General features: G+C 58.7%; 25 protein-coding genes and 1 pseudogene. 8 read left to right on the forward strand and 18 right to left on the reverse strand.

Annotated elements, in window-relative coordinates; genetic code table 11:
* The first annotated feature begins 307 nt into the window (after window positions 1–307).
* Both AC27VU_RS23855 and AC27VU_RS23860 read left to right on the forward strand, forming a co-directional pair.
* Window positions 308–1,930: a methyl-accepting chemotaxis protein gene (locus AC27VU_RS23855; protein WP_400507380.1), complete on the forward strand. Its 1,623-nt coding sequence runs from the start codon at window positions 308–310 to the stop codon at window positions 1,928–1,930.
* Window positions 1,931–2,040: 110 nt separating this feature from the next.
* On the forward strand, window positions 2,041–2,487 hold the full coding sequence (locus AC27VU_RS23860; protein ID WP_003227342.1) for a hypothetical protein: 447 nt from the start codon (window positions 2,041–2,043) through the stop codon (window positions 2,485–2,487).
* A 133-nt stretch (window positions 2,488–2,620) separates the two neighbouring features.
* Here the strand turns inward: AC27VU_RS23860 and AC27VU_RS23865 are convergent, their stop codons facing one another.
* Window positions 2,621–3,796: a GAF domain-containing sensor histidine kinase gene (locus AC27VU_RS23865; protein WP_488725036.1), complete on the reverse strand. Its 1,176-nt coding sequence runs from the start codon at window positions 3,794–3,796 to the stop codon at window positions 2,621–2,623.
* A 160-nt stretch (window positions 3,797–3,956) separates the two neighbouring features.
* Complete coding sequence (locus AC27VU_RS23870) at window positions 3,957–4,262, reverse strand: PepSY domain-containing protein (protein ID WP_007963131.1); 306 nt, start codon at window positions 4,260–4,262, stop codon at window positions 3,957–3,959.
* Between the two features lie 164 nt (window positions 4,263–4,426).
* Between AC27VU_RS23870 and AC27VU_RS23875 the strand changes: the two genes are divergently transcribed.
* Window positions 4,427–5,305, forward strand: a complete 879-nt coding sequence (locus AC27VU_RS23875) for a sterol desaturase family protein (protein WP_488725037.1) — start codon at window positions 4,427–4,429, stop codon at window positions 5,303–5,305.
* A gap of 1 nt (window position 5,306) precedes the next feature.
* Here the strand turns inward: AC27VU_RS23875 and AC27VU_RS23880 are convergent, their stop codons facing one another.
* Window positions 5,307–5,990: a helix-turn-helix domain-containing protein gene (locus AC27VU_RS23880; RefSeq protein WP_003227335.1), complete on the reverse strand. Its 684-nt coding sequence runs from the start codon at window positions 5,988–5,990 to the stop codon at window positions 5,307–5,309.
* A complete protein-coding gene (locus tag AC27VU_RS23885; protein WP_201136798.1) occupies window positions 5,991–7,118 on the reverse strand; it encodes a glycerophosphodiester phosphodiesterase in 1,128 nt (375 codons plus the stop codon).
* A 222-nt stretch (window positions 7,119–7,340) separates the two neighbouring features.
* Here AC27VU_RS23885 and AC27VU_RS23890 point away from each other — a divergent pair, with 222 nt between their 5' ends.
* Window positions 7,341–7,667, forward strand: a complete 327-nt coding sequence (locus tag AC27VU_RS23890; protein ID WP_003227331.1) for a DUF2025 family protein — start codon at window positions 7,341–7,343, stop codon at window positions 7,665–7,667.
* 125 nt (window positions 7,668–7,792) lie between these two features.
* Here AC27VU_RS23890 and AC27VU_RS23895 read toward each other — a convergent pair whose 3' ends face one another.
* Together AC27VU_RS23895 and AC27VU_RS23900 are read right to left on the reverse strand one after the other, a co-directional pair.
* Window positions 7,793–8,107: an antibiotic biosynthesis monooxygenase family protein gene (locus tag AC27VU_RS23895; protein ID WP_262142108.1), complete on the reverse strand. Its 315-nt coding sequence runs from the start codon at window positions 8,105–8,107 to the stop codon at window positions 7,793–7,795.
* Window positions 8,104–8,805 carry a CTP synthase C-terminal region-related (seleno)protein gene (locus AC27VU_RS23900; RefSeq protein WP_488725038.1) on the reverse strand — a complete coding sequence of 234 codons (702 nt, stop codon included), beginning with the start codon at window positions 8,803–8,805 and terminating at the stop codon, window positions 8,104–8,106. Before AC27VU_RS23900 ends, AC27VU_RS23895 begins: the two co-directional genes overlap by 4 nt.
* Before the next feature lie 43 nt (window positions 8,806–8,848).
* Between AC27VU_RS23900 and AC27VU_RS23905 the strand changes: the two genes are divergently transcribed.
* Window positions 8,849–9,790, forward strand: a complete 942-nt coding sequence (locus AC27VU_RS23905; protein WP_488725052.1) for a LysR family transcriptional regulator — start codon at window positions 8,849–8,851, stop codon at window positions 9,788–9,790.
* On the opposite strand, the gene AC27VU_RS23910 is transcribed toward AC27VU_RS23905, so the two are convergent.
* From AC27VU_RS23910 to AC27VU_RS23930, 5 genes and pseudogenes are all read right to left on the reverse strand, one after another.
* Window positions 9,791–10,324, reverse strand: a complete 534-nt coding sequence (locus tag AC27VU_RS23910; protein ID WP_488725039.1) for a DUF1003 domain-containing protein — start codon at window positions 10,322–10,324, stop codon at window positions 9,791–9,793.
* Window positions 10,325–10,598: 274 nt separating this feature from the next.
* Window positions 10,599–11,093: a methyl-accepting chemotaxis protein gene (locus AC27VU_RS23915; RefSeq protein ID WP_371851402.1), complete on the reverse strand. Its 495-nt coding sequence runs from the start codon at window positions 11,091–11,093 to the stop codon at window positions 10,599–10,601.
* Window positions 11,094–11,144: 51 nt separating this feature from the next.
* Window positions 11,145–12,005: pseudogene (locus AC27VU_RS23920) on the reverse strand (PAS domain-containing protein); the annotation flags it as partial.
* Window positions 12,006–12,102: 97 nt separating this feature from the next.
* On the reverse strand, window positions 12,103–13,176 hold the full coding sequence (locus tag AC27VU_RS23925) for a diguanylate cyclase (RefSeq protein WP_201137090.1): 1,074 nt from the start codon (window positions 13,174–13,176) through the stop codon (window positions 12,103–12,105).
* Window positions 13,177–13,332: 156 nt separating this feature from the next.
* Complete coding sequence (locus AC27VU_RS23930) at window positions 13,333–13,941, reverse strand: TetR/AcrR family transcriptional regulator (protein ID WP_103520091.1); 609 nt, start codon at window positions 13,939–13,941, stop codon at window positions 13,333–13,335.
* Between the two features lie 217 nt (window positions 13,942–14,158).
* On the opposite strand from AC27VU_RS23930, the gene AC27VU_RS23935 reads away from it, so the two are divergent.
* Window positions 14,159–15,214 (forward strand): MBL fold metallo-hydrolase, encoded by a 1,056-nt coding sequence (locus tag AC27VU_RS23935; protein WP_488725040.1) that lies wholly within the window; start codon window positions 14,159–14,161, stop codon window positions 15,212–15,214.
* 36 nt (window positions 15,215–15,250) lie between these two features.
* Here AC27VU_RS23935 and AC27VU_RS23940 read toward each other — a convergent pair whose 3' ends face one another.
* The 3 genes from AC27VU_RS23940 to AC27VU_RS23950 all read right to left on the reverse strand — a co-directional run bounded on the left by AC27VU_RS23940 (window position 15,251) and on the right by AC27VU_RS23950 (window position 16,704).
* Window positions 15,251–15,517 (reverse strand): XRE family transcriptional regulator, encoded by a 267-nt coding sequence (locus tag AC27VU_RS23940; protein ID WP_247868474.1) that lies wholly within the window; start codon window positions 15,515–15,517, stop codon window positions 15,251–15,253.
* Window positions 15,518–15,528: 11 nt separating this feature from the next.
* Window positions 15,529–15,843, reverse strand: coding sequence for an XRE family transcriptional regulator (locus AC27VU_RS23945; RefSeq protein ID WP_488725041.1), 315 nt, complete (start codon window positions 15,841–15,843; stop codon window positions 15,529–15,531).
* A 93-nt stretch (window positions 15,844–15,936) separates the two neighbouring features.
* Window positions 15,937–16,704: an AraC family transcriptional regulator gene (locus tag AC27VU_RS23950; RefSeq protein ID WP_488725042.1), complete on the reverse strand. Its 768-nt coding sequence runs from the start codon at window positions 16,702–16,704 to the stop codon at window positions 15,937–15,939.
* 112 nt (window positions 16,705–16,816) lie between these two features.
* Between AC27VU_RS23950 and AC27VU_RS23955 the strand changes: the two genes are divergently transcribed.
* Both AC27VU_RS23955 and AC27VU_RS23960 read left to right on the forward strand, forming a co-directional pair.
* Window positions 16,817–17,632 carry a sulfite exporter TauE/SafE family protein gene (locus AC27VU_RS23955; protein ID WP_488725043.1) on the forward strand — a complete coding sequence of 272 codons (816 nt, stop codon included), beginning with the start codon at window positions 16,817–16,819 and terminating at the stop codon, window positions 17,630–17,632.
* Between the two features lie 63 nt (window positions 17,633–17,695).
* Window positions 17,696–18,835, forward strand: coding sequence for a hypothetical protein (locus AC27VU_RS23960; protein ID WP_488725044.1), 1,140 nt, complete (start codon window positions 17,696–17,698; stop codon window positions 18,833–18,835).
* A gap of 3 nt (window positions 18,836–18,838) precedes the next feature.
* Here the strand turns inward: AC27VU_RS23960 and AC27VU_RS23965 are convergent, their stop codons facing one another.
* The 4 genes from AC27VU_RS23965 to AC27VU_RS23980 all read right to left on the reverse strand — a co-directional run bounded on the left by AC27VU_RS23965 (window position 18,839) and on the right by AC27VU_RS23980 (window position 22,669).
* Complete coding sequence (locus tag AC27VU_RS23965) at window positions 18,839–19,822, reverse strand: hypothetical protein (RefSeq protein ID WP_488725045.1); 984 nt, start codon at window positions 19,820–19,822, stop codon at window positions 18,839–18,841.
* Window positions 19,823–20,073: 251 nt separating this feature from the next.
* Window positions 20,074–20,787 (reverse strand): HNH endonuclease, encoded by a 714-nt coding sequence (locus AC27VU_RS23970; protein WP_488725046.1) that lies wholly within the window; start codon window positions 20,785–20,787, stop codon window positions 20,074–20,076.
* Between the two features lie 116 nt (window positions 20,788–20,903).
* Window positions 20,904–21,437: a BRO-N domain-containing protein gene (locus AC27VU_RS23975; protein ID WP_488725047.1), complete on the reverse strand. Its 534-nt coding sequence runs from the start codon at window positions 21,435–21,437 to the stop codon at window positions 20,904–20,906.
* A 470-nt stretch (window positions 21,438–21,907) separates the two neighbouring features.
* Window positions 21,908–22,669, reverse strand: coding sequence for a hypothetical protein (locus AC27VU_RS23980; protein ID WP_488725048.1), 762 nt, complete (start codon window positions 22,667–22,669; stop codon window positions 21,908–21,910).
* Window positions 22,670–22,718: the final 49 nt, after the last annotated feature.

Genomic DNA, 22,718 nt, shown 5'->3' on the forward strand with positions numbered 1-22,718 from the left:
TCGTGATCATTACCGGCAATCCTGTGGGAGGGGGCTTGCTCCCGAATGCGGATGATCATTGAGTGATGATGTGGATGACACGCCGCTTTCGCGAGCAAGCCCGCTCCCACCCTGTGCCATGGTCGATCACAGTCTCTTAATTCACCTACCAATGGTCGGATTTTCTTCAAGAAGCGCTCTGGTACGCCGATCACGCTTAGGTTACGTTGCGCGCGCTTGGCCATGAGCCAAGGCTCGCCGACACGGATGTCCGGCAAAATTCCACGCCTTACCGGGCGTGCCTCATCCCTGTCCTGAGTATCTCGCGATGCTGCAAAAATCCCTGAGAGCACAAATTCTCGCCCTGCTGAGCGGCAGCCTGCTGGCGATGCTGTTGATCGCACTGGCCTGCTTTCACTTCCTGTCCAACGGCGTGCAGAACTACAGCCAGTTGATCGCCGGCCCGTTGCACACCTCGCAACTGATCGACGAGGCCAACCTGCAATTCAAGGTGCAGGTGCAGGAATGGAAAAACGTCTTGCTGCGCGGCAAGCAACCGGCGGACCTGGCCAAGTACTGGGGCCAGTTCGAAGATCGTCAGCGCGATGTGCAGAACATTCTCGGTGAACTGGCCGGCCAGAAAGGCCTTGAGCCGGCGCTGAAAACCCGCATCGAACGTCTGCGTGAAGAGCACCGCCAACTCGGCAGCGCCTACCAGAAAGGCCGCGATGCCTACGTCGCTGCCGGTGGCGATCCAACGGCTGGCGACAGCGCCGTCAAAGGCGTGGACCGCGCCACCAGCGATCAGATGAGCGAACTGGTGGCCGAGTTGCGCAAGCAGGGTGATGTGTTGTCGGCCAGCATCAGCGAAAGCGCCGACCGTACTGTGTTGCTGGGGATTCTGGTGATGCTCGGTTCCGGTCTGCTGATCGGTTTGCTGAGCCTGTGGCTGGTCAACCGCAACCTGATCGACCCGATCCGCAAGCTGATCGATTACGTCACCCAATTGAGCCGTGGGCGCCTCGCCGAACGCGTCGCCAACGACCGTCAGGACGAGTTGGGCAACCTTGCCGCTGCGGCGAATACCCTGCGTGATTTTCTCGCCGAAACCTTCACCCAACTGCAACGCAGCGCCAGTGATCTGGACAGCGCCAGCGGCGAGCTGAACGCCATCGCTACAACCATGGCCGGCGGTACCAACGAGCAGTTCAACCGCACCGATCAGGTGGCCACGGCAATGAACGAAATGTCCGCCACCGCCCAGGAAGTGGCCCGGCATGCCGCCGATGCGGCGCGGGCTGCCGACGATGCCGACCAGTCCGCCCAGCAGGGTGAAAAGGTCATGCAGAGCACCATCCACAGCATCACCCGGATGCGTGGCGAAATCGCCAACACCGCAGAGGTGATCCGTCGTCTGGAAGCCGACAGCGGGCGCATCGGCAAGGTGCTGGAAGTGATTCGCGGCATCGCCGAACAGACCAACCTGCTCGCGCTCAACGCAGCGATTGAAGCGGCACGGGCCGGCGAGGCCGGGCGTGGTTTTGCGGTGGTCGCCGACGAGGTGCGCAACCTGGCGCAGCGTACGGCGGAGTCGATCATCGAGATCAACCAGATCATTCAGAACGTGCAGACCGGTGCCGTGGACGCGGCGCAAGCGATCGAAAGCGGTCAGACGCGCAGCGACGAAAGTGTCGAGCAAGTGACCCAGGCCGGCGCCATGCTGGAGCGCATCACCCACGCCGTGGAAGCGATCCGCGACATGAACCGCCAGATTGCCACTGCTGCCGAAGAGCAAACCTCGGTGGCCGAAGACATCTCGCGCAACCTGACCGAGATCACCTCGATCGCCAGCACCAACCTCAACAGCGTGCAGCGCACCGAAAGCGCCAGCCAGAACCTGCATGGCCTGTCCGGGCAACTCAATGAAGTCACCGCGCGCCTGAGCGCCTGACGTCAGCCGACGTGTACCGGTTCGGTTACCGAGTCGGTACACAGTCGATCTCAAATCCGTGCGACTGCCGCCGATGGCCGGTTATCTATAACCGGCATTGGAGCCATCCCATGGTCAGCATCACCTCTGTTTCAATCAATCAGACCGTCACCACCGCCACCAGCAAAACCAAGATCAGCGACGCCAGTGACGACACCTCAACCAGTGCAACCAGCAGCGCGGGCGTCAGTGCCGATACCAGCAAAGTGGCGGCCGGCGGGGGCGCGGCTCCGGCGGGCGACAGCAGTTCCGACAGCAGCGGTGAGTCGGATTCGGTGAAAGAACTGCGCAAGCAGATCGCCGAGCTGCAAAAGCAATTGCAGGAACAGCAGCAGGCGCTGCAAGCGGCTCAGGCCAAGCAGGAAGACGCTGATGCCAAGGCTGCCGACGTGGCCTCCGCCGAGTCGCAAATCTCCAGCACCTCGGCGTCGTTGCAGACCGCGACGGCGGCGTTGTTGCAGGCGTTGCAGGATTCCGGGTCGAGCAGCTCGGGTTCGCTGGTCAGCACGTCGGCCTGACAACTGCGAACCACTGCAGAACCAATGTGGGAGCGAGCTTGCTCGCGAAAGCGGTGTGCCAGTCGCCTCATGTGTGGCAGACACAACAGCTTCGCGAGCAAGCTCGCTCCCACAGGGATCCAAGGTGTGCTTTTCAGGCAGTGGGCAGGCTGAAGGTGAACAGCGTGCCGCTTTGGGCGGTGGACGCGACATGCAAGCGCCCGCCGTGGGACTGGGCGATCTGGCTGGCGATGTACAGACCCAGCCCGAGGCCGGCCTGGGGCGCGCTGCCGGCAGGGCGCGAGTAGGGGTGGAACAGGTGCGGCAGGACCGCATCGGGAATATGCCCCTGATTTTTCACCGCCAGCATCAACGCACCTTGCTCGACCTGAGCGATGACTTCGATATCCCCGGTCGGGTCGCCATGGGCCACGGCATTGGCCAGCAGATTCGACAGCAGCTGGGCAATCCGTCCACGGTCGCAGCGCACACCCTGCAAGTCGCCAATGGACGCACTGATCGTACGTCCGGGATGCACGTTGCGGATCTCCGTCACCACCTGCTGCACCGCTTCGGTCAGGTCCGTGCAGGGCTGGATATCCACCGGAATGCCTTTGCCCAATCGTCCGCGAGCAAAGTCGAGTACGTCATCCACCAGCCGCGTCGCCCGTTGCGCACTGCCGAGGATATTACGCACCCGCACCTCGATGGCCGGATCCGGGTGCTTGCGCAGAAGCATTTCGGCGCCGGCGCTGATGGCGAACAACGGGTTGCGCAAGTCATGGCCGAGCACGGCGATGAACTGTTCTCGCAGCTCGGCGGTTTCGCGCTCCTGCAACAGCGCTGTTTCGGTGCGTTGCGCGTTTTCTTCTGCTTCGATCTGCAACGCGAGCATCCGCGCGAAAGACTCCATGGTGCTCTGGATGGTGCTGGACCTGAGCTGCGCCGGGATCGGATCGAGGGCGCAGATGGTGCCGAAGAACCGTCCGTCAGTGCGGAACACCGGCACCGAAATATAGCTCTCGAATTTGTACAGGCGCGGGGTGTGGTGATCACGGTAAAGCGGGTCTTCGCTGGCTTTGTCGATCACCACCGAGACATGTGACTGGCGGATCTCGTGGCACAGGGTGGTGACCACATCCAGTTCGCCGCCGACTTGCAGGCCGAATTCCAGTTGATCGAGCACCGCACACGTGGTCCACGAGTCCTCGGTGACCCGCGCCACGGCGGCAAAACGCATCCCGGTCAGTTCGCGGATCACCTGAAGGATGGCCGGCACCGCGCTAATCCGCCCGATGGTGGCGATGTCTGTTGCTTTGCTCTGCCCCATGCCATCGTTCCCGGCTGCGTTGGTTGATTGATTGGGGGCCATACTAGCGGTCTGATGGCGGTTTTGGCATCCCTTCAGGCTGCATCCGCGTGATTTGCCGGCAAACGGACGCAAAAAAGCCGCACGATCGGTGATCGTGCGGCTTTCGGGTGGCGGTGTATCAGGTGTCTTGCTTGTTGCTCAGAACCTTGCCGGTGGTGGCATCGAAGTCGACGTCAAACTCTTTGCCATCGGCGGTTTTCAGCTCGACTTCGTATTCGTAACCGTTGAAGTGGTTATCCAGGTCGGTGTCGGTGATGGTCGCACCCGGGTGCAGTTTCAGCGCTTCGGCGTTCATCGACTCCAGCGACTTGATCTTGCCTTCCTTCACCAGTTGCGGGATCTGGTCGACGCGCACATCAGCCTGGGCCAGGCCAGCGGTCAGGGTCAGAGCAGCGGCGGTGAACAGGGCAGTCAAAGTTTTCATCGTTTCGTTCCTTGGGTATCGAATGGGGTTGATCTGTTTCAGTGGGGCCAGACTAACCAGCGCAACTTAATTCACCCTTAATTGGCCTTGTTCGATTGCGTCGTTTGTTCAATTGCCGTTCGCCGCGCGCTCGCATGCTGTGCCTTCGATCAACGGAGGTGCACATGAAACGCAGGGTTGCCGGGTTGTACGCGCCAGTGTTCTGGGGCGGATTCATCGGGTTCGGAGTTTGGGTGTCGGAGGTGTCGACGTTGTGCTTGTTGCCGCTGTTTGTCAGCGCGCTGCTCGTTTCGTTTGTTGCCGAATGGTCGCTGCCCTATGAGCCGGGCTGGAACCATCCGGCCGGTGACCGGCGCCGCGACATCCTGCACGCATTAGTCAACGAAGCACTGAATGCACTGGGCCTGCTGGCATTGCCGGGCCTGGTAACGCTTTTTGCGATTGACGGCGCATGGCCGCGGGAGTGGCCGTTATGGCTGCAGCTGGCGCTGGCGATATTCATTGCCGACGCCGGGATCAGCCTGATGCATTACGCCAGCCATCGCGTGGCGTGGCTATGGCGGCTGCACGCGGTGCATCACAGTGTCGAGCGACTGTATGGTTTCAACGGTTTGATGAAACATCCGCTGCATCAACTGCTGGAAGCGACGTCGGGGCTGCTACCGTTGCTGGTGCTGGGCATTCCCTCGCAGGTCGCGGCGTTACTGGCGTTTGCCGTTGCCATTCAACTGCTCTTGCAGCACTCGAATGTCGATATCCGCATGGGGCCACTGCGCTGGATTTTCGCCTGGGCGCCGCTGCACCGCTTTCATCACATGAAGTACGGGCGGGCCGGGGACGTCAATTTCGGGCTGTTTTTTACGCTGTGGGACTGGCTGTTGGGCACCGGTTTCTACACCCCGGACTATCAGATCCGCCAGGGTGATCTGGGAATTGGCAGCCGCCCGGATTTTCCCCGTGACTACGCCGCGCAATTGCTTGATCCGTTCGCGACGGTCACGTTGAGTCGCGAGCCAGTGGTGCCGCCAGCGTTGCGCCGTTGAGTCAGTCCAGCAGCTGCAAGTCGATACGCCGCAACGCTTGACACGCGGTGACGCCGAAGAGTTTTTTCACGCTGCGCGAGAAGTGCGCCGAATCGGCAAACCCCGCCGAATGTGCCGCAGCGGTCACCGGGCTGCCCAGCAGAATCGCCGCCATCGCCAGGCGCAAGCGGCGCCACAGCACCAGTCGGCGCACCGGCAGACCGACCTGACTGACGAACAGCCGCTGCAACTGACTCAGCGACACATGTGCGGCGTCAGCCACGGCGCGCGCCGCGACTTTGTCGATCAGCGAAGCATCGATGGCAGCCAGTGCGCGTTCGATGCGTGGATCGCTCAGCGATCGGCGCGGACATTGGCGTATCGCGCGATCAAGTGCGGGCAGCGACAGTTCGGCGGCAGACAGTCGATCGACAAGCGTCTGCGCATCAAACAGCAGCGGTTCGGCGTAAACGGTAAACAGCGGATCCGGCGCGTCGACTATCGCGTGGCGCACATTGGAAGCAATCAGCAGCGGGGAGGCGGTGACAGGCGTGCCGTCCAGCAGCACGGTGGCCGGACGCTCGGGAGCGAGGATGATCTGGTGGGCGTAGTGGGAATGGGGCGCGGTGCGCCCCGACACTCCGTGGATCAGGCCATAGTCGTGCCCCAGCCAGAGGCGGCCTGTCCACTCGGTGTGCGTGTTCACTCAGAACCCGTTGTTCTTCAACACCTGATCAACACTGGCCGCCGCCGGGCGCTTGTAGAACTTCAACAGTTCGCTGGCGCGGTTGGTGAAGATGCCGTCGACACCCGCCGCCATGACTTTCTCGAAGTCCACCGGCTCATCGACGGTGTAGACGTGCACCAGCATGCCTTGGTCGTGGGTGTATTTATTCATCCACGGTTGCACCAGATCCGAATAGCTCTGGTCGCCGCCCTTGGTCAGCTTGGCCGACGGGCCGGTGCCGATGGCGCCCTGCGACTTGGCGAAATCCACCCATTGTTTGAATTCGGCTTCGGACTTCGGCTCTTGCTTGCCGTAGAACACGTTCTTGTCCTTCTCGCCGGACTCGGCAAAGGTCACTTTCGACTTCGGCTCGATGCTGCCTTCGCCAACCCACAGCAGGAGGATTTTCGGCACTTGCGGCATTTCCTTTTGCAGCAGTTCGAGGCTGTTTTTCTCGAAGGTCTGCAGGATCACCTTGCCTTTGCCCTGGCCGACGCCGAGTTCGCTCTTGGCCAGCTTCGAACCGGCCGGGCTCAGCCAGCCGCGATCCTGCAGCTTCTCTTTGAGGTCATGCTCGATGCCGGGAAACAGCTGCGGCTCCTTGGTTTCGATGTACAGGCCCGGCTTGTGCTGCGGGTTGGCCTGGGCGATGTCGATGATTTCGTCGAGGGTCAGGATCTTCAGGCCGGCGTAGGTCGGACGCGCGCGATCCGGGTAGGCCTTGTTGTACCAGCTGCCGGCGTCGAGGGTTTTCAGTTCGGCCATGGTGAAGGCATTGGCCGGGCTGTCTTTGCGCTCAGGGAACTTGCTGGCGACATCCGTGGTGCGTTGCAGGTTGTTGTCGTGCAGCGCGAACAACACGCCGTCCTTGCTGCGTTGCAGGTCCATTTCCAGGTAATCGGCGCCGAGGTCGCGGGCCAGTTTGTAGGACGCCGCAGTGGACTCCGGTGCATCGAAGGATGCGCCACGGTGGGCGATCACGGCTGGATGCGGGATGCCATGGGCGGCGGCCAGCGCGTCGATGTTGGTCTGGGCGGCGGCGTGGGCCTGGCCGAAACCGAGCATCAGGCTCAGCATGAGAGCGCTTTTGGTGAAAGTGGCGGGCATGTTCGAGTTCCTTTCGCAGGGCATTTTCAAAGACGTACCTTTTAACAACTGAATCGATTGCGTGCTATCGCCAGACCGACATAAACGTATTAAAAGCGATTTTTCCTGCACTTTTGTGGCGCGGTTTGCAGTACGCTTGCCCGTGGCAGACGCCCCGGCAGAGGGCGGGCCGAGTCTGTTGCCCTGCGTGTAAACCATCGATGATTTTTCGTGAGGTTTACCATGCGCATCACTTCCCAACTCATCTGTCAGGCCGCCGATGACCTCAAGGGCTTTGTCGGCCTCAACCGCAAGACCGGCCAGTACATCGTGCGTTTCAGCGAAGATTCGTTCGGCATGGACGTGGCCGATGACGGCATCATTCCCACCAGCGAATTTGTCTGGGCGCGGGTTTCGGATACGACCATGACCCTGAAACGCGAGCTGATCCAGTTGTTGCTGGATCAGAACATTGATGACCGGATCAACATCACCGAGCCGTTGCGGGTGTACATGAGCAAGGTTGAGGTGCCGGAGATTGTGGCGGTGCGCAGTCTGGTGAAAGGCTGAAGTTTTGTAGTGGCTGTTGCGGCCTCTTCGCGAGCAAGCCCGCTCCCACATTGGATCTGTGGCGTTCACAAATTCCTGTGGGAGCTGGCTTGCTCGCGAAGAGGCCAGTCAGCACGCCGCCATCGTCACTGCCCAAACCGATACTCCCGCTCCACCCGACACACCCGCGTCTGAAACTTGGAATACCACTGCGCCCGCCCACGCGCCTGAATTACCCGGTGCTCGGGATGCTCGCGCCAGGCCAGAATCGCCGCCTCGCTCTGCCAGTACGAAATGGTGATCCCGACCCCGTCTTCCCCGCGAATCGAATCGATGCCGAGAAACCCCGGTTGCTCGCTGACCAGTTCCATCATGCGCTCGGACGCCGCGGCGTAACCGTTGTCACCCTCGGTGCGGGTCGAGGTGAAAATCACGGCGAAACAGGTCTCGTCCGGCTTCATGGGCGCAGCTCCACGCACGCTTCGACGAACGCCCGCACCAGTGGCGGGATCTGCCCCTTGAGCGCGGCGCGTTCCGGCTGGAACAGCGTGGCGACAAAAAACACATGGTCTTTCAATTCGATCGCCCGCAAGTCGCCCGCCGAATCGTGCCCCACGGCGTGTAGCTGATGAGTCAGCAATTCTCGTTCGAACTGCGGATTCACACCGTAGCGACAGCGATAGCCTTCATGAATCTCCGACGTTTCGTACGCCTTGGCAATCAACGAGCCGGCGACCAGATGAATGCTGTCCACCGCTTCCACCAATGAACAGGTCAATGGCGTGAGCACCGCTCGCTGCGAGTCCGGCGACGTTTCACCATGCTCGGCATCGGCCCAGCCCAGCACGTTGCGGGAAAATTCCAGCACCGCATGCTGAAAACCGCCGCAGGTGCCGAGGAAAGGGCGCTGTTGTTCGCGGGCAAAACGGATGGCCCTGAGTGCGCCAGCTTCACTCTTGTAGGGACTGGCCGGGACGCACCAGAAACCGTCGAAGTTTTGCAGCGGAGCATCGGCGTGGATCTGCTCGGTGGGCAGCCATTCGAATTGCACATCGCGGCCGCTCTGCTCGGCGATCAGGCCGAGGGCAACGGGGATCGCCTGGTGGGCGGTGACTTGGGGGTCGTGATCGCCGATCAGGGCGATGGAAATGGCGTCCATGGGATTTCCTTGATTTGAGTGAGTGATGAATCTCTGTGTGCAGTTGTCGATCACCGGGGCTCACTATAGATTGGCGTTCACGCATTCAATATTGGCGTTTCCCCAAGTGATCAATGCAGCGACGCACTATCGGCTCGACTACGCGGATCTGGCGCTGATCCTCGCTTTGGTGCGTGGCGGCTCTCTGGCCCGGGCGTCGCAGTTGCTCAGGGTCGATGTGTCGACGGTGTTTCGCGCGGTGCGTCGTCTGGAGTCAGCGCTGGGTCAGCAATTGTTCGAAAAGAGCCGCGCCGGTTACCTGCCAACCACCCTCGCGCAGACTTTGGCCGAGCAGGCCGAACGCGCCGAGCAGGCACTGGAAGCGGCGCGGATCGGCGTGGAGCAGGGCGGCGAAGTGGTCAGCGGCACGGTGCGCCTGACCTGTACCGATTCGGTGCTGCAAGGTCTGCTGCTACCGGCGTTGGCGCAGTTCATGCCGAACTATCCGGCGCTGACCATCGAGCTGAGCACCACCAACGATTTCGCCAACCTCAGCCGCCGCGATGCCGACATCGCCCTGCGCCTGACGCGTACGCCGCCGGAGCACCTGGTCGGACGGCAATTAGCGAAGGTTTCCTACCGGGTCTGCGCCAGTGCGCGTTACCTGCAAAACGTTGATGCGACGGATCTGGCGGCGCTGACCTGGATTGCTCCGGACGAGTTTTTGCCCGATCACCCGACTGTCGCCTGGCGGCGCCAACAGTTGCCCGGCGTGATCCCGAGTTATCGCTGCAACAGCATGCTTTCGGTCACTGAACTGGTGCGTGCCGGGCTGGGCGTGGCGGCGTTACCGGACTTTCTGATGACCGAGGGTCTACAGGCCTTGAGCGAACCGCTGCACGGTTATGACACCGCGCTGTGGTTGCTCACCCGCCCGGACTGCCGGGCGTTGCGCTCGGTGGTCACGCTGTTCGATGAACTCGGGCGGGCGCTGCGACTGGCGTGATCAGGGCTGGCGAGTCTGGCAAATGTGTTCGTGCAACTCGCGGGTCAAACCCTCAATGCGTTCGGTCAGGCTTTTGGTCATTTTGGTGAGCTGGGTGTTCTGCTCCAACAACTCGAGCAGTTGCGCGGTGGTCTTCGCCGCCTGCGCCTGACGTTCGGTGTTGGCCTCCGCCAGCGCTTCGCGGTGCTGTGCATCGGCATCCGCTTGCGCCTTGTCGCGCGCGGCCTGACGGGTTTGTGCCAGCAGAATCAACGGTGCGGCATAAGCCGATTGCAGGCTGAACGCGAGGTTCAGAAGAATGAACGGGTAAACGTCGAAGGTGGTGACGCCCGTCACGTTGAGTGCAACCCATAACAGCACGATCAGGGTTTGCGCGCCCAGAAACGTCGGCGTGCCGAAGAATCGCGCGAACGCCTCGGCGCGCAGGGCGAACTTGTCGTTGCCGAAAGTCGTGTTCAAGTGGGCGTGAGTGCGGTGGAAACGCAGGTGATCGACTGGGGCAGCAGCGGGCGTGTCAGTTTTTTCTGTGGTCATGATGGGCTCGGCAGGATTTGGGACTGAAGATCACTATAGTCCTGCATCAAGGCTGACGGCCCCTTCGCGAGCAAGCCCGCTCCCACCCTGGAACGCATTTCCCTGTGGGAGCGGGCTTGCTCGCGAAGGCCGCGACTCGGTCTAAAGACTCAGCACCGCGATCAACCGGGCGCCCGCTCATTGGCAAACATGCTCCCACCCTGGAACGCATTTCCCTGTGGGAGCGGGCTTGCTCGCGAAGGCCGCGACTCGGTCTAAAGCCTCAGCACCGCGATCACCCCGGCGCCCGCTCATTGGCAAACATGCTCACCGCCTGCACCGCTTCACTGGCGCCATCGCGAATCTGCAGAATCACGCTGCCGGCCTGATCCGCCAGTTCAACGCCTTGTGCTGCCCGCCCTCGGGTGCCTTCCATGCTTTTGATCGCCTGGCGGGTTTCGCTCTGGATCAAACCGATCATGCTGGAAATCTCCGCCGTCGAGCCGCTGGTACGCGCCGCCAGTTGCCGCACCTCATCCGCCACCACCGCAAAGCCGCGGCCCTGATCCCCGGCGCGCGCCGCTTCAATGGCGGCATTGAGCGCCAGCAGGTTGGTCTGGTCGGCAATCGCGCGGATCGTGTTGACGATCGCCGTGATCTGCTCCGAGCGTTCGCCGAGTTGCGCGATCAAGGTCGACGACTGTGCGATGTCGTCAGCGATCTCCCGCATTTCACTGGCCGCTTGCTGGATCACCTGGGTGCCTTGCTCGGCGACTTTCCGGGTTTCCACGGAGATGTGATAAGCCGCGCTGGCGCTGCGGGCATCCTGCTCATGTTGCTCGACGCGGGTGGTGACGTCCGTGGCGAATTTCACCACTTTGCACAGGCGCCCGGAGGCGTCGTACACCGGGTTGTAGTTGGCCTCGAGCCACACAGTCTGCCCGCGCTTGTCGACGCGCTCGAACTGACCCTGAAACAACTCACCCTGGTTCAGCCGCCGCCAGAAATCCTCGTAAGCGCTGCTGTTGACCAGCTCCGGTCGGCAGAACAAGCGGTGATGTTTACCCTTGAGTTCGGCGAGTGTGTAACCCATACGCGTCAGAAAATTCTGGTTCGCTGTGAGAATACTGCCGTCGAGGTTGAATTCGATCACCGCCATCGCCCGGTCGATTGCCTGAAGCTTGGCGTTGGCCTCGCTTTCCTGCTGCACCTTGGTCGTCACGTTCATGGCGAACTTGACCACTTTGACCACGCGCCCCGACGCATCCTTGATCGGGTTGTAGTTGGCTTCAAGCCAGATCGGCTGCCCCTTGCTGTCCACGCGCTCGAAGGTGCCGGACTGGAACTGGCCGTTTTTCAGGCGCGACCACAATTCGGTGTATTGCGCGCTACGGCCAAACTCCGGGGTGCAGAACAAGCGATGAGGCTGGCCGATCACCTGTTCGGCGCGGTAACCCATGGTTTTGAGAAAGTTGTCATTGGCCTTCAACACCACGCCATCGAGGTCGAACTCGATCACCGCCATGGAGCGGTTGATGGCTTCGAGCAGGCCATTCTGTTCGGTGATGGTGTGTTGAAGGTCGTTGAGAGCGGACTGATGGCGATTGAAGAACATGTGAGCAGTACCTGGAAGTAGGGAAAGACGAGGTTTGTGTCCCTGTTTCCGCGCTGGCAGAGCAAATGCCGGATGAACATTTGCCATTAACTGCAAAGTGCCAGCATCCAGGCTGACGCGCCAATCTTATACAAACTAATTAGTCTTGTACAAGAAAGTGCGCGCCAACATATGTAGAGCTTTTTCAAAGGCTGAATTGGCTGGCGTCGTTTGAGCTCGGTCGACCCAGCGCCACGCTGATCGTGTTGCGCCCCGTGTGTTTGGCGGTGTACAGCGCCTTGTCGGCGTCATCCAGCCAGGCAATCGCATCGGTGTAGGAAGGCTGAAACCGCGCCAGGCCGATACTCAGGCTGACCCGCAATTCCGGCACATCGGGATGACGGTACTGGTGCAAGGCCTGGCGCAATTGTTCCATCCGCGCCTCGGCCTTGAGCAGTGGTTGGTCGGGCAGGATCACGCAGAACTCGTCGCCGCCATACCGGCCCGCCGGTTCACCTTCGGCCAGCAGTTTGAGTTCACGGGCCAGATGGCGCAGCACGGCGTCACCAATGATGTGCCCGTAGTTATCGTTGATGGTCTTGAAGTGATCGATGTCGATCAGCGCCAGAATGTCCGGGACGTGCTGCTGCTGGCAGCGCTCGAATTTGCTGTGCAGCAGATCTTTCCAGGCGCCGTGATTGAGCAGCCCGGTGAGGCTGTCGGTGCGGCTCAGGGCGCTCAACGCTCGTTTGTGCTGGGCGAGTTTGATCGCCAGTTGATAAGACACCATGCCCAGTGCCAGCGGATAAAGGGTGAGCATCGGCAGGCAGGCCCAGACCTGGATCTGCGTCATGGTCAGGCTGAACTTGAAACCGAAAATTGCCCAGCCCAGCAGCACCCCGGCGAACTGGGCGAGTGCACCGAATACGAACAGACGTCGGCCCCCGGCGGCGACATTGTTCATGGTCATCATCGACAGGATGGTCACGGTGGTCAGCGGGTTGAACTGAAAACACGCGGTCCAGAAGCCGCCGCACAACGAGTCGTACAACAGATTGCGACGTTCGGCGTGGTAGGGAAAGTTCGAGCGGGTCGAAACCTGAAAGGCCAGATGCGGCCAGATAAAACCGTTGAACACCAGCAGCGCCCATAGCCAGGCCGGCATGTGCAGCGGATACAGTGCTGCCGCGACGCTGAAAAAGCCGACGCCCAGACCGATGGCCCTGGGCAGGTAGATGCGTCTGGCGAATGACAAGCCTTTGCCGCGTTGGTTTTCCATGATGTCCTGCGCCAGATTCATCCTGAAATACTTTGCAGTGTCTTTTTCAGGCTGACCGTTCGTCGGTCAAATGTCGGACATTGTCATTTATTCCAGCGGGAATAATCAGTGTCCTTCCGAGCCATTTAATCGCGGTGTCCGCAGGAGAGGGGCGGTCTAGAGATGGTATCGCGCCAGAAACATCTCCATTGCCGACTCGGCCACGGCTTGTTGTGTTGCCGCATCCAGCGGCGCCTGGCCCATGGAAATCTGTGGCCAGAAACCAAACGACTTCAACAGCCCCTGCACCTGCTGCGCGGCGAATTCCGGATCAACGGCTTTGAGCCGACCATCCGCCTGAGCGGCGCGAATCCACACCGTCAAGCCTTCTTCCCGCTCGCCCATGCGCGCCACCATATCCTGCGCGCGCTCCGGAGAATGGATGGTGGCGGCAATCGCCACCCGCGCCAGACCGAGAAAATTGTCATCGGCCATCATCTGCAGTTTAGCCAACAACATCTGCTGCAGTTGCTCGCGCAGCGGCTGATCCGGGCGATAGGTCACGGCCTGTTCGGCAGTGATGCGTGCCCAGAGCTGGTTGAGAATTTCGGCGAACAGTTCTTCTTTGCTCGGGAAATGGTTGTAAACCGTGCGCTTCGACACCCCGGCGGTGGCCGCGATCTTGTCCATGCTGGTGATCTCGAACCCGTTGGCACGGAATTCGGCAATCGCCGCCTGAATGATGGCTTCGCGTTTGCGGTCGGTGAGGCGCTTTGGAGCTGTCATAAGTACGCTTCGGCAGAGAAGGGGGGGGAATTACACTTGGCAGTTTACTTGTCATCCGGTTTGATGCAACCTAGAAACTACACCGCCCAGTGTAATGTTGCGTTAATCCGCGCAACCTAAAAACCAGACAGTTCGGCTGATGCGTGCGTGCCTTGGCCATTTATCGTCCCACCGTGAAAAACCGTGAATTGCGCGGTTTTTCTGGAGTCTCTCAGTCATGGCCAACCCAGAATTCCCTGCGGATCAAACTTCCACGCCTGAAGCCTCTCGCCAGGATCAAGGACTGTTCCGTAACCATGCGCCGGTGCAACGCGAAGGCCTGCGCAAAATGCTGCGGATCATGTGGAACATGATCTTTCACAAGCCACGCAATACCCGTCCCGCCGCGGCGATCCCGGTGCATGCGCTGACGCGTGAAGACCTGCTGGCAGCCCCCAACCACAGCGTCTACCGCCTCGGACACTCGACCTTGCTGCTGAAGCTGCGCGACAAATTCTGGATCACCGATCCGGTCTTCGCCGAGCGCGCCTCGCCAGTGCAATGGGCCGGCCCGAAACGCTTTCACCAGCCGCCGATCAGCATCGACCAGTTGCCGCCGATCGAAGCGGTGATCCTGTCGCACAACCACTACGACCACCTCGATTACCAGGCGGTACTGAAACTGGCGGCTAAAACCAATTACTTCCTGACCCCGCTGGGCGTCGGCGATACCCTGATCAAGTGGGGCATCGACGCCGGCAAAGTCCGTCAATACGACTGGTGGCAGGGCACTGAAATTGCCGGTATCCGCTTCGTCGCCACCCCGTCGCAGCATTTCTCCGGCCGTGGCCTGTTCGACGGCAACAGCACCCTCTGGGCCTCGTGGGTGATGATCGACGGCGACACGCGGATCTTCTTCAGCGGCGACAGCGGCTACTTCGACGGTTTCAAACGCATCGGCGAACAGTACGGCCCGTTCGACCTGACCCTGATGGAAACCGGCGCCTACAACGTCGAATGGCCGCACGTGCATATGCAACCCGAAGAAACCCTGCAAGCCCACATCGACCTCAAGGGCCGTTGGCTGTTTCCGATTCACAACGGCACCTTCGACCTGGCGATGCACGCCTGGCACGAACCGTTTGATCGCATCCTGTCACTGGCCTGGGAACGCAGTGTTGCGATCACCACGCCGCAAATGGGCGAGGCGTTCAACCTGATGCAGCCGCAGCGCGGGAGTGCGTGGTGGTTGGCGGTTGAAGGGGAGAGTGAGGGCGTGGTTCAGAACGCCTGATGAGTTAAAACCGGTTCGCCTCTATAGAGGCGAACCTTATTTTTCGAGATTGTTTTCCGACATCAAGTCCCCATAGCTCACCAACGTGGAAACGTTTATGTCGCGGAATTTCCCCCGGAGAATCTCTTCCAGACTTTCCGGATTCAAACCAAGTCTTTGAGCTACGTCGGCTTTGCTCATGGGAGCTGTTTCGATGAGTGCAGCTAATCGTGTGACATGCCGGGCCTTATTTTGCATGTCACCCGCATCCACGCCTTCCAGATCCTTATAAACGCAACCTTTGCTTTCTTCGATTTCACTCAATTTCCACGTCCTTATTCAGCCATCGCATAATCCTCACGCCCCACTGCTTCCGATGGTGCGCCCATACTCGCACTGCGACCCGGCGCAAACCCCGGAAAGAACACCAACCCCTGCGCCTCAAACCGATACGCGAGCGCCAGCCGCGCCGCATCCGCCACGTCCTGCTGCGCTTCAAACCGCTGAATATCGTCCACCGCAACCTGCGCCTCGCGCGACAGCTGTTCCACGCTCCAGCCCAGCATCGCTCGGGCCTGGACGCAGTGCGTCGGGGTGAACTGGAAAAGGGCTATGCGTTCGAGGATGTGGTTCATCGCAAGAGAGGCCATGGTGTGCTCCGGGCTCAAGAGTGCTGATTGAAAATGTACTGTGTTTTTGTACAGTTGTTTTCGGCCGGGATCAAACGCATTTTTTGATTTGCCCTAATTCGCCGCCTCCAACCAGACGGACGGTGCCTGTCCGAGGATGCGCCGGAACATCGTCGAGAACGCCGCCGGGCTTTCATAACCGAAATCCAGAGCGATCCGCGTCACCGCCTCACCGGCGGCCAACCGCGCCAGCGCCAGCACCACGCAGGCCTGTTGCCGCCATTGGCTGAAGCTCAACCCGGTCTGCTGCCGAAACAGTCTGTTGAAGGTGCGCAAGCTTATGTGCAACTGCTCGGCCCAGTATTGCGGCGACTGATGGGCGTTCGGCTGAAGCAGAAAGGTCTGACACAAAGCCAGGAGCTTTCCGTCAGTCGGCAGCGGAATGTGCAAGGGCAGGGGCGCACTGCGCGCCAGTTCATGCAGCAGCAGGTCGATCAATACCCCGTCGCGTCCTTCGAGGTCATAAGTCAGCGGCACTTCCACGGCTTCCATCAACAAGTGCCGCATCAACGGCGAAACGCTGATCACCTGGCAGCGCCCACCCAAGTCCACCGCCCCCGGCTCGATGTACAAACTGCGCGTACTCACGCCGAGCATCAGCACCTCATGCGCCACTCCCGGCGGAATCCACACTGCCCGTTGCGGCGGCACCACCCAGTTGCCGTCATGGGTGCGAACCTGCATGACCCCGGTCGCGCCGTACAACAATTGCGCCCGTCGATGCGTATGAAATGGCAACAGATGGCCGTGGGAATAATCCGTACAGATCGCCACCACCGGGCGCGGAGTGTCATCCAACTGACTGATCGAAATATTGCGCATCGAGGGCGTCCCGGTGATTGGCGTAAACGCAAACATTATTGGCTGAGTTGCTGAAGCAGGCCAAGCCGCGTCGCTCTATCGTCGACAGCTCGCCATCACCGGAAGACGCGCCATGTTCTACCTACTGCTGACTCTCTTCGGCTGCCTGACCGGCGTCACCGCCGTCCTGTTCGGCTTCGGCGGCGGCTTCGTCGTCGTGCCGTTGCTCTATCGCATGCTCAGCGCCAGCCACGGCACCGACGACCCCATCGGCCAATCGGCCATGCACATCGCCGTCGCCACTTCGACCTGCGTGATGATCGTCAACGCCCTGATCGCCACCGACAAACACCGCCGGGCCGGCAACCTGATCCGCCAATACCTGTGGCCCCTCGGCGGCTTCATCGCCCTCGGCGCGATCATCGGCGCGATCGCCGCGGTGTGGGTCAGCGGCGAGGTCATCCGCTACGCCTTCATCGCCTACCTCGGCGTGACCATCATCGACTGCCTGCTCAGACGCGGCTTCCTCACCCGCAGCGAAGGCGTCATCCCACGCCGACTCAGCAGAACAGAAACGTCCGCCGGCGGTGTAGGCATCGGCGCCATCGCCACGTTCCTCGGTGTAGGAGGAAGCGTCATGACCGTGCCGCTCCTGCGCCGCTGCGGACTGAGCATGTCCCAGGCCACATCCATGGCGAACCCGTTGAGCGTGCCGGTGGCAGTGGCCGGAACGCTGACCTACATGGCACTGGCCGGTTTCAGCAAGATGGATCTGGGCGCATGGTTTGTCGGGTATGTGGATTTGCTGGCGTTTGCGGTGCTGACGGCGGGGTCGTTGGTCGGGATTCGATTGGCCACGCCGTGGATCGGGCGGATACCGGATCGGGTGCATGCTTGGGTGTATATCGCACTGCTGATCATCGTGATGTTGGGCATGCTGCTCAAGTAGAGCCTCGATTCCTGCGCGCATCCTCTGCATACTTCGCAGCCTCATTCATTCAGGGATCGATCCATGCTCAAGGGACTGCTGCGCCTGGCGCCATACGCTGCGGCGCTGTTCACACTGATTTCCACCACCACCCATGCCGAAGATGGCAGGCGCGTGTTCACCGGTACGCTGGGCAAGATGCCGATTGTGGTGGAGCTCAACACCACGCGGCAGGACGAAGTCACCGGCCGCTACTTCTACGAGAAGTATCACCGCGACCTGGAACTCAGCGGCTCGCTGCAGAACAGCACGTTGAACCTGGTTGAAGGCAACAACCGCTATGGCGACGACAAACCGCTGCCAACCCTGAAGTTGAAATCCACCGCCAATGGTTGGCAGGGCGAATGGCAAAACCCCAAGGGCAAGAAGCTGCCGGTGCAACTGACCGAAGCCAAACTTCCTGCGCCGAGCGCAACTACGCTGCCCTTTATTGCCACTTTGCCGAAGAGCGATCCCTACGAGTATTTGCGCTTGCAGGGACTCAAGCTCAAACCGGAGAAGAAAGAAAACTTCATGGGCTACGACCTGCAATGGTGGACGGAGCCTGAGTCGAAGATATCGTTGTTCAGTGTCGAGTCTGGCTATACGAAAGAAGAGCAGCAGCGGATTAATAACCACCTGCTCGGACGGCTCTGGACTGAAGTCATCGACTATCACCGCTGCATGATGAATGGCGGGGAATACGCCGAGTTCGATCAAGGTGCTGCCCCTGAGTTTCTCTCGCCGGACGTGGTCAGCCTGGACATCTCCACCGGTTACAGCTGCGGCGGTGCCCACCCGGATTTCGGCAGTTCGCCAATCAACCTGGACGTCCACACCGGCGAATTGTTGAAACTCAAAGATGTGCTGTGGATTGGTGAACCGAATAGCGCGGCCACCGAATACGATCAGATGAAAGTCATGGCGCCGTGGCTGGTCAAACAGTTCACCACGCTCTATCCCGAAGAGATGAAGAAGCCCGCCGAAGACGACGGCAATTGCGATTACACCGATGAAAGCGTCTGGGGCTATTCCAACTGGCACTTCACGCCGAAGGGGATTTACCTGGGCGCTTACTTCGCCCGTTACCAACGTAACTGCGACAACCCCGATTGGTCAGTGCTGCCGTACACGCTGGTCAACCAGCACCGTGGTGCAGCCAAACTGCAATTGCCCAAAGGCTAACCGTCACGCCAACCCCGGCGCCTCCCGCACAATAAAGTGATCCAGGTTCTCAATGTTGGCACTGAACACCCCGAACGTCTGTTCGGGGTTCTTCTTGCTCGGCACCTGCTTCAACTCCGGCGTCACGCCATAGAAGAAACAGAACAACTCCTTGTCGCTGTCGATCGCGTGCTTGATCTCTTCCAGAAACGCCTTGCGCTTGCGGTAGTTGTCGATCAACTTCTTGCTCAGATACACGTTCACCGAATACGGCTTCTTCTTCGCCTCATCCGCCTGCTTGAACCAGACCTTCTGCTCGAAATCGATGCGAAAACTCTGGGTGTAATCCTTGATCTCCTTGATCTTGCCCCAGTAAATCAGCCCCTTGTTGTCCGTCAGATACTCGATCTTCTTGAAGAACGAGCCATAAGGCGCCGTGTGCTCGCCGATCTTCAACGGCATACGCTTGAGCAACTCCTTGTCGGCGAAGTTCGACACAAAACACTCCACCGGGTGCGCAAACACACTGGTCTTGTCCGGCGCCGTCTCACGCCCCGGCGACTCCTTGGAACTCACCTGCGCCACCCGCACCGGATCATCCCGCAACACATCCGCCGCCCCCGCCGGCGCAGCAGGCTTGCGCACATATTCACGCCGCGTCAGCAACAACTCCGACGGAAAATGCTCCTCCCGCCCGTCATCCACTTCGCCATCCGCCGTCTCAACCCCGGACGCCGACGCCTTCAAACTCACATACGGACAACCCGCTACATGCTGCGTACCGGGCAAGTTCTTGAAGTGCGGCGTGCGCACGTAATTCACGTTCTTGGCGTTGAACGTGCCCAACTCGTTGGAGGCATCAAACGCCGAACGACAGGCATCGTTGGGGCACTGGAATTGCTCCTTCGCGGAGTCGAACGCCACCGTCTCATCGAAATTGAGATCGCGAACGTCATAGATCGACAACTTGTCGTCGAGGCTGAGGCAGTAGGCGAGATCGAATTTCATGGTGGGGCTCGGATCCTTGAGTGGGGGAGGGGTATTAATAGCGGGAGGCGCGGCGGGTTGCACTGATTGTTTTCAGGATGATGCGGAATCTGTGGGAGTGAGCCTGCTGGCGATTCCAGGCATCAACCAGATTTCAATCCTCACCCCGCCACTGCGGGCAGCACATCACCCCTGTGGCGAGGGAGCTTGCTCCCGCTGGGCTGCGAAGCAGCCCCAAGATCAGCCAATACGGGTAGTCAGATAAACCGCGATTATTCCTTTTCGAGTCTTCCAACGTTGTCATACAGCCAAGCAGTGAAAGCCTCTCTGTCGTCAGAATGGTGGCAGCGTCGATGACAGTTTGGGCACAGCGCTACGGTGTTGGTCTTGAAGTCCGTCCCGTTGTCCGACAAATGCTTAACGTGGTGAACCTCAAGGTAAGGTTCTCCATTCATTTCAAACGGACCTGGTTGTCCACATCCCTCACAGATACCCTTGGCGTTGAACAGAATCCAATCTTTGACTTTGGATATGCGGGCGTAGGTTTTGGTTGTCCTGACGATTTGCTGAGGTATCTGCACACCCTCTGGCTCACTTACGAAATCACGTTGTTTCGCTCGTTGTACATTTCGAAGTGATGATTCTTCTTGCGTGGAAGGTGTACCGGAATCCAGCGTAATGAGGCCTTTCGATTCTAGGATTTTGATCAGGCGCGCAGTAATCCCTGAACCGAGATTCACCTTTGGTTTGTAGCTAGAGATCGTTTTCAGCCCAAGATCTTCGAACAGAGCGGTAATGTTCTGCAGTCGATAGTCAATTGACTTGGTGTTTCGCCCGGCGAGTACGCCGTTCTGCAGACGCTTGTGCTCCAAGGACTTATTAAATTTTTGATCATTTGGGTAGCGAGCCTGAATATCGAGATAGCCATCAACCGAAGCTCCAAGCTCCTCATCCGTCCAGCCACTATTTTCCTTTTCCGTATCCATAAAATCGCCGAGGGTTGAAAACCCTCGGACGATACTGAGTGGCCATTACTGCTGTCTACGAAAATTCCTACAAAAAATAGCGACGGATCTCGCATGTAATCCTACAAGCGCATCGTTTACCCCATCGAATGCTTCGACGACTGAAACGCCTGAGCTACCCTTCGCCACCAAGGCTTCGTGGCCAACGCTTTTCGTGGTGTCTGATCGCTCAACAGATAGGGCATGTCTCGCAGCCGAATCCAACACTCGTTCTGCCAATGCAACAGACTCAACGACATCTCCGGCCAATCCAACAAACTCAACATCGGCCGATCTGAATGTCCCAAGTGTTCTGCATCGCGCAAGGCTGGCACCACCTGATGAGTCAGCCACTCACGCAACAACCGATTCCCGGGCACGTAGTGATACACCAATAGAGCGTACACACCGGATTCGCTGAGCATTAGTTGCTTTTCGGGTTGCCGGAAATACTCGATCCACAAAACACGACGCTGATCCTTGTCCAGTTTGTTGACCATGCGTTCGCTCAAATGGATACCCATCAAACGGCCGATATCGCGGGCGCAGAACCATGGTTGATTTTCAAGGAGAAGGGCGTGGAGAGAGAGGTTGTGGCGGGTGAAGAGTGTGGGATTGTGTGAATCAGACATGATCTACCTCCTGATGCGGAAGCAGAATTTCAGCAGTGAAGCTGTAGGTGATTTCCTTCAATGAGAAGGGAAAAGTCTTAGGCATATCCATTACCTCTACTTGATAGCTTTCTTAGGGCTAAGGCGCCGGGAGTTAAGAAACCCCAAGTAGAAGGCCGGACATATTCCCCTTACGGGTCTTGTATTAGCCCACTCCCGACATAGCAAAGGTTTTTTCACGCCCACGAGAAATCCATAGGCACAAAAAAGCCGCATCTTTCGGGAGCGGTCAGGCCGCTACTTGAGGCGTTTCTTAGGCGCCGGAGCAAAAGAGGATATGGATCAAAAACCTTCTGGTCAAGGCTTGAAATATCAAGTTGTGTTTGCGCGAATTGGGGGGGCGAAACTATTTGCTCTAAGCTTTTGATTGCGTTAGGGATGGGGTGGTTTTTTGTAAAATGTCCGTTGTTTAGTTGCGGAAGCTTTAGGTTTTACGGTTTTTTTTCAGATTTGGACTTTAACTCTGTGCATATTTGGTCAATTTTTTCGGTTGTAACTGTTGGAGCGATAACTAACCCACTTTCGCTGATTTCAGCTAGCCAAAAGTCTTTTACTTTGAAAATGTATCGGTTATCTTCTGTTTTTGTAACCTCTTGCCCATATTTCTCCCGAAAAATCTTAACCAGCGTTTCGATTTTGCTTTGCCTGAGATTACTGAGTTCTTCGGTGGTTGGTATGGGCGTTGAGGCCTTAATTGCTTCTGAAATGGGGTCGTTTAATTGAAAGAGTACGTGGGAAACTAAGCTGTGTTTTTTACATTCCAGCTGATAATAAGTGGCGGAAGAAAAAAGCTGGTCAATAATGTCTACATGTATCCAGCCACCTTTCTTAGGTTTTGCTGAGTCTTTATACACTTCTTTTACTTTTTCAAAATCTTGAAAAACTCCAATTTCCCTAAAACCTTTGGGGAAAGGAGTGTCAGGCGAAAATCTTTCTTCTTCTTGAAGTTTAAGGATTTTTTCGTTCTTTTGAGCTATTTCATTTGAAAGTGATTGCTTGCTTTTTTTGAGGGTGCTGATTTCTTTGTCGTTGTTATTGTTTGTAGTTTTTAGGAGCTCGATTTTTGCCTCTAGTTCGCCAATAGTATTTATGTTTTTCTTTTCATAGATGGGGACGATGACACTGATAAAGAAAACACATGTGGATGCGCAACTAACACAGGCAATTACGAGTGGGTGATTTTTCCAGTCCAATACCGATTTTCCTTGGGTCTATTTAACTGGGGACGTGAGATAGCTCACG

Source organism: Pseudomonas sp. 14P5.3.2 (genome assembly GCF_057799175.1).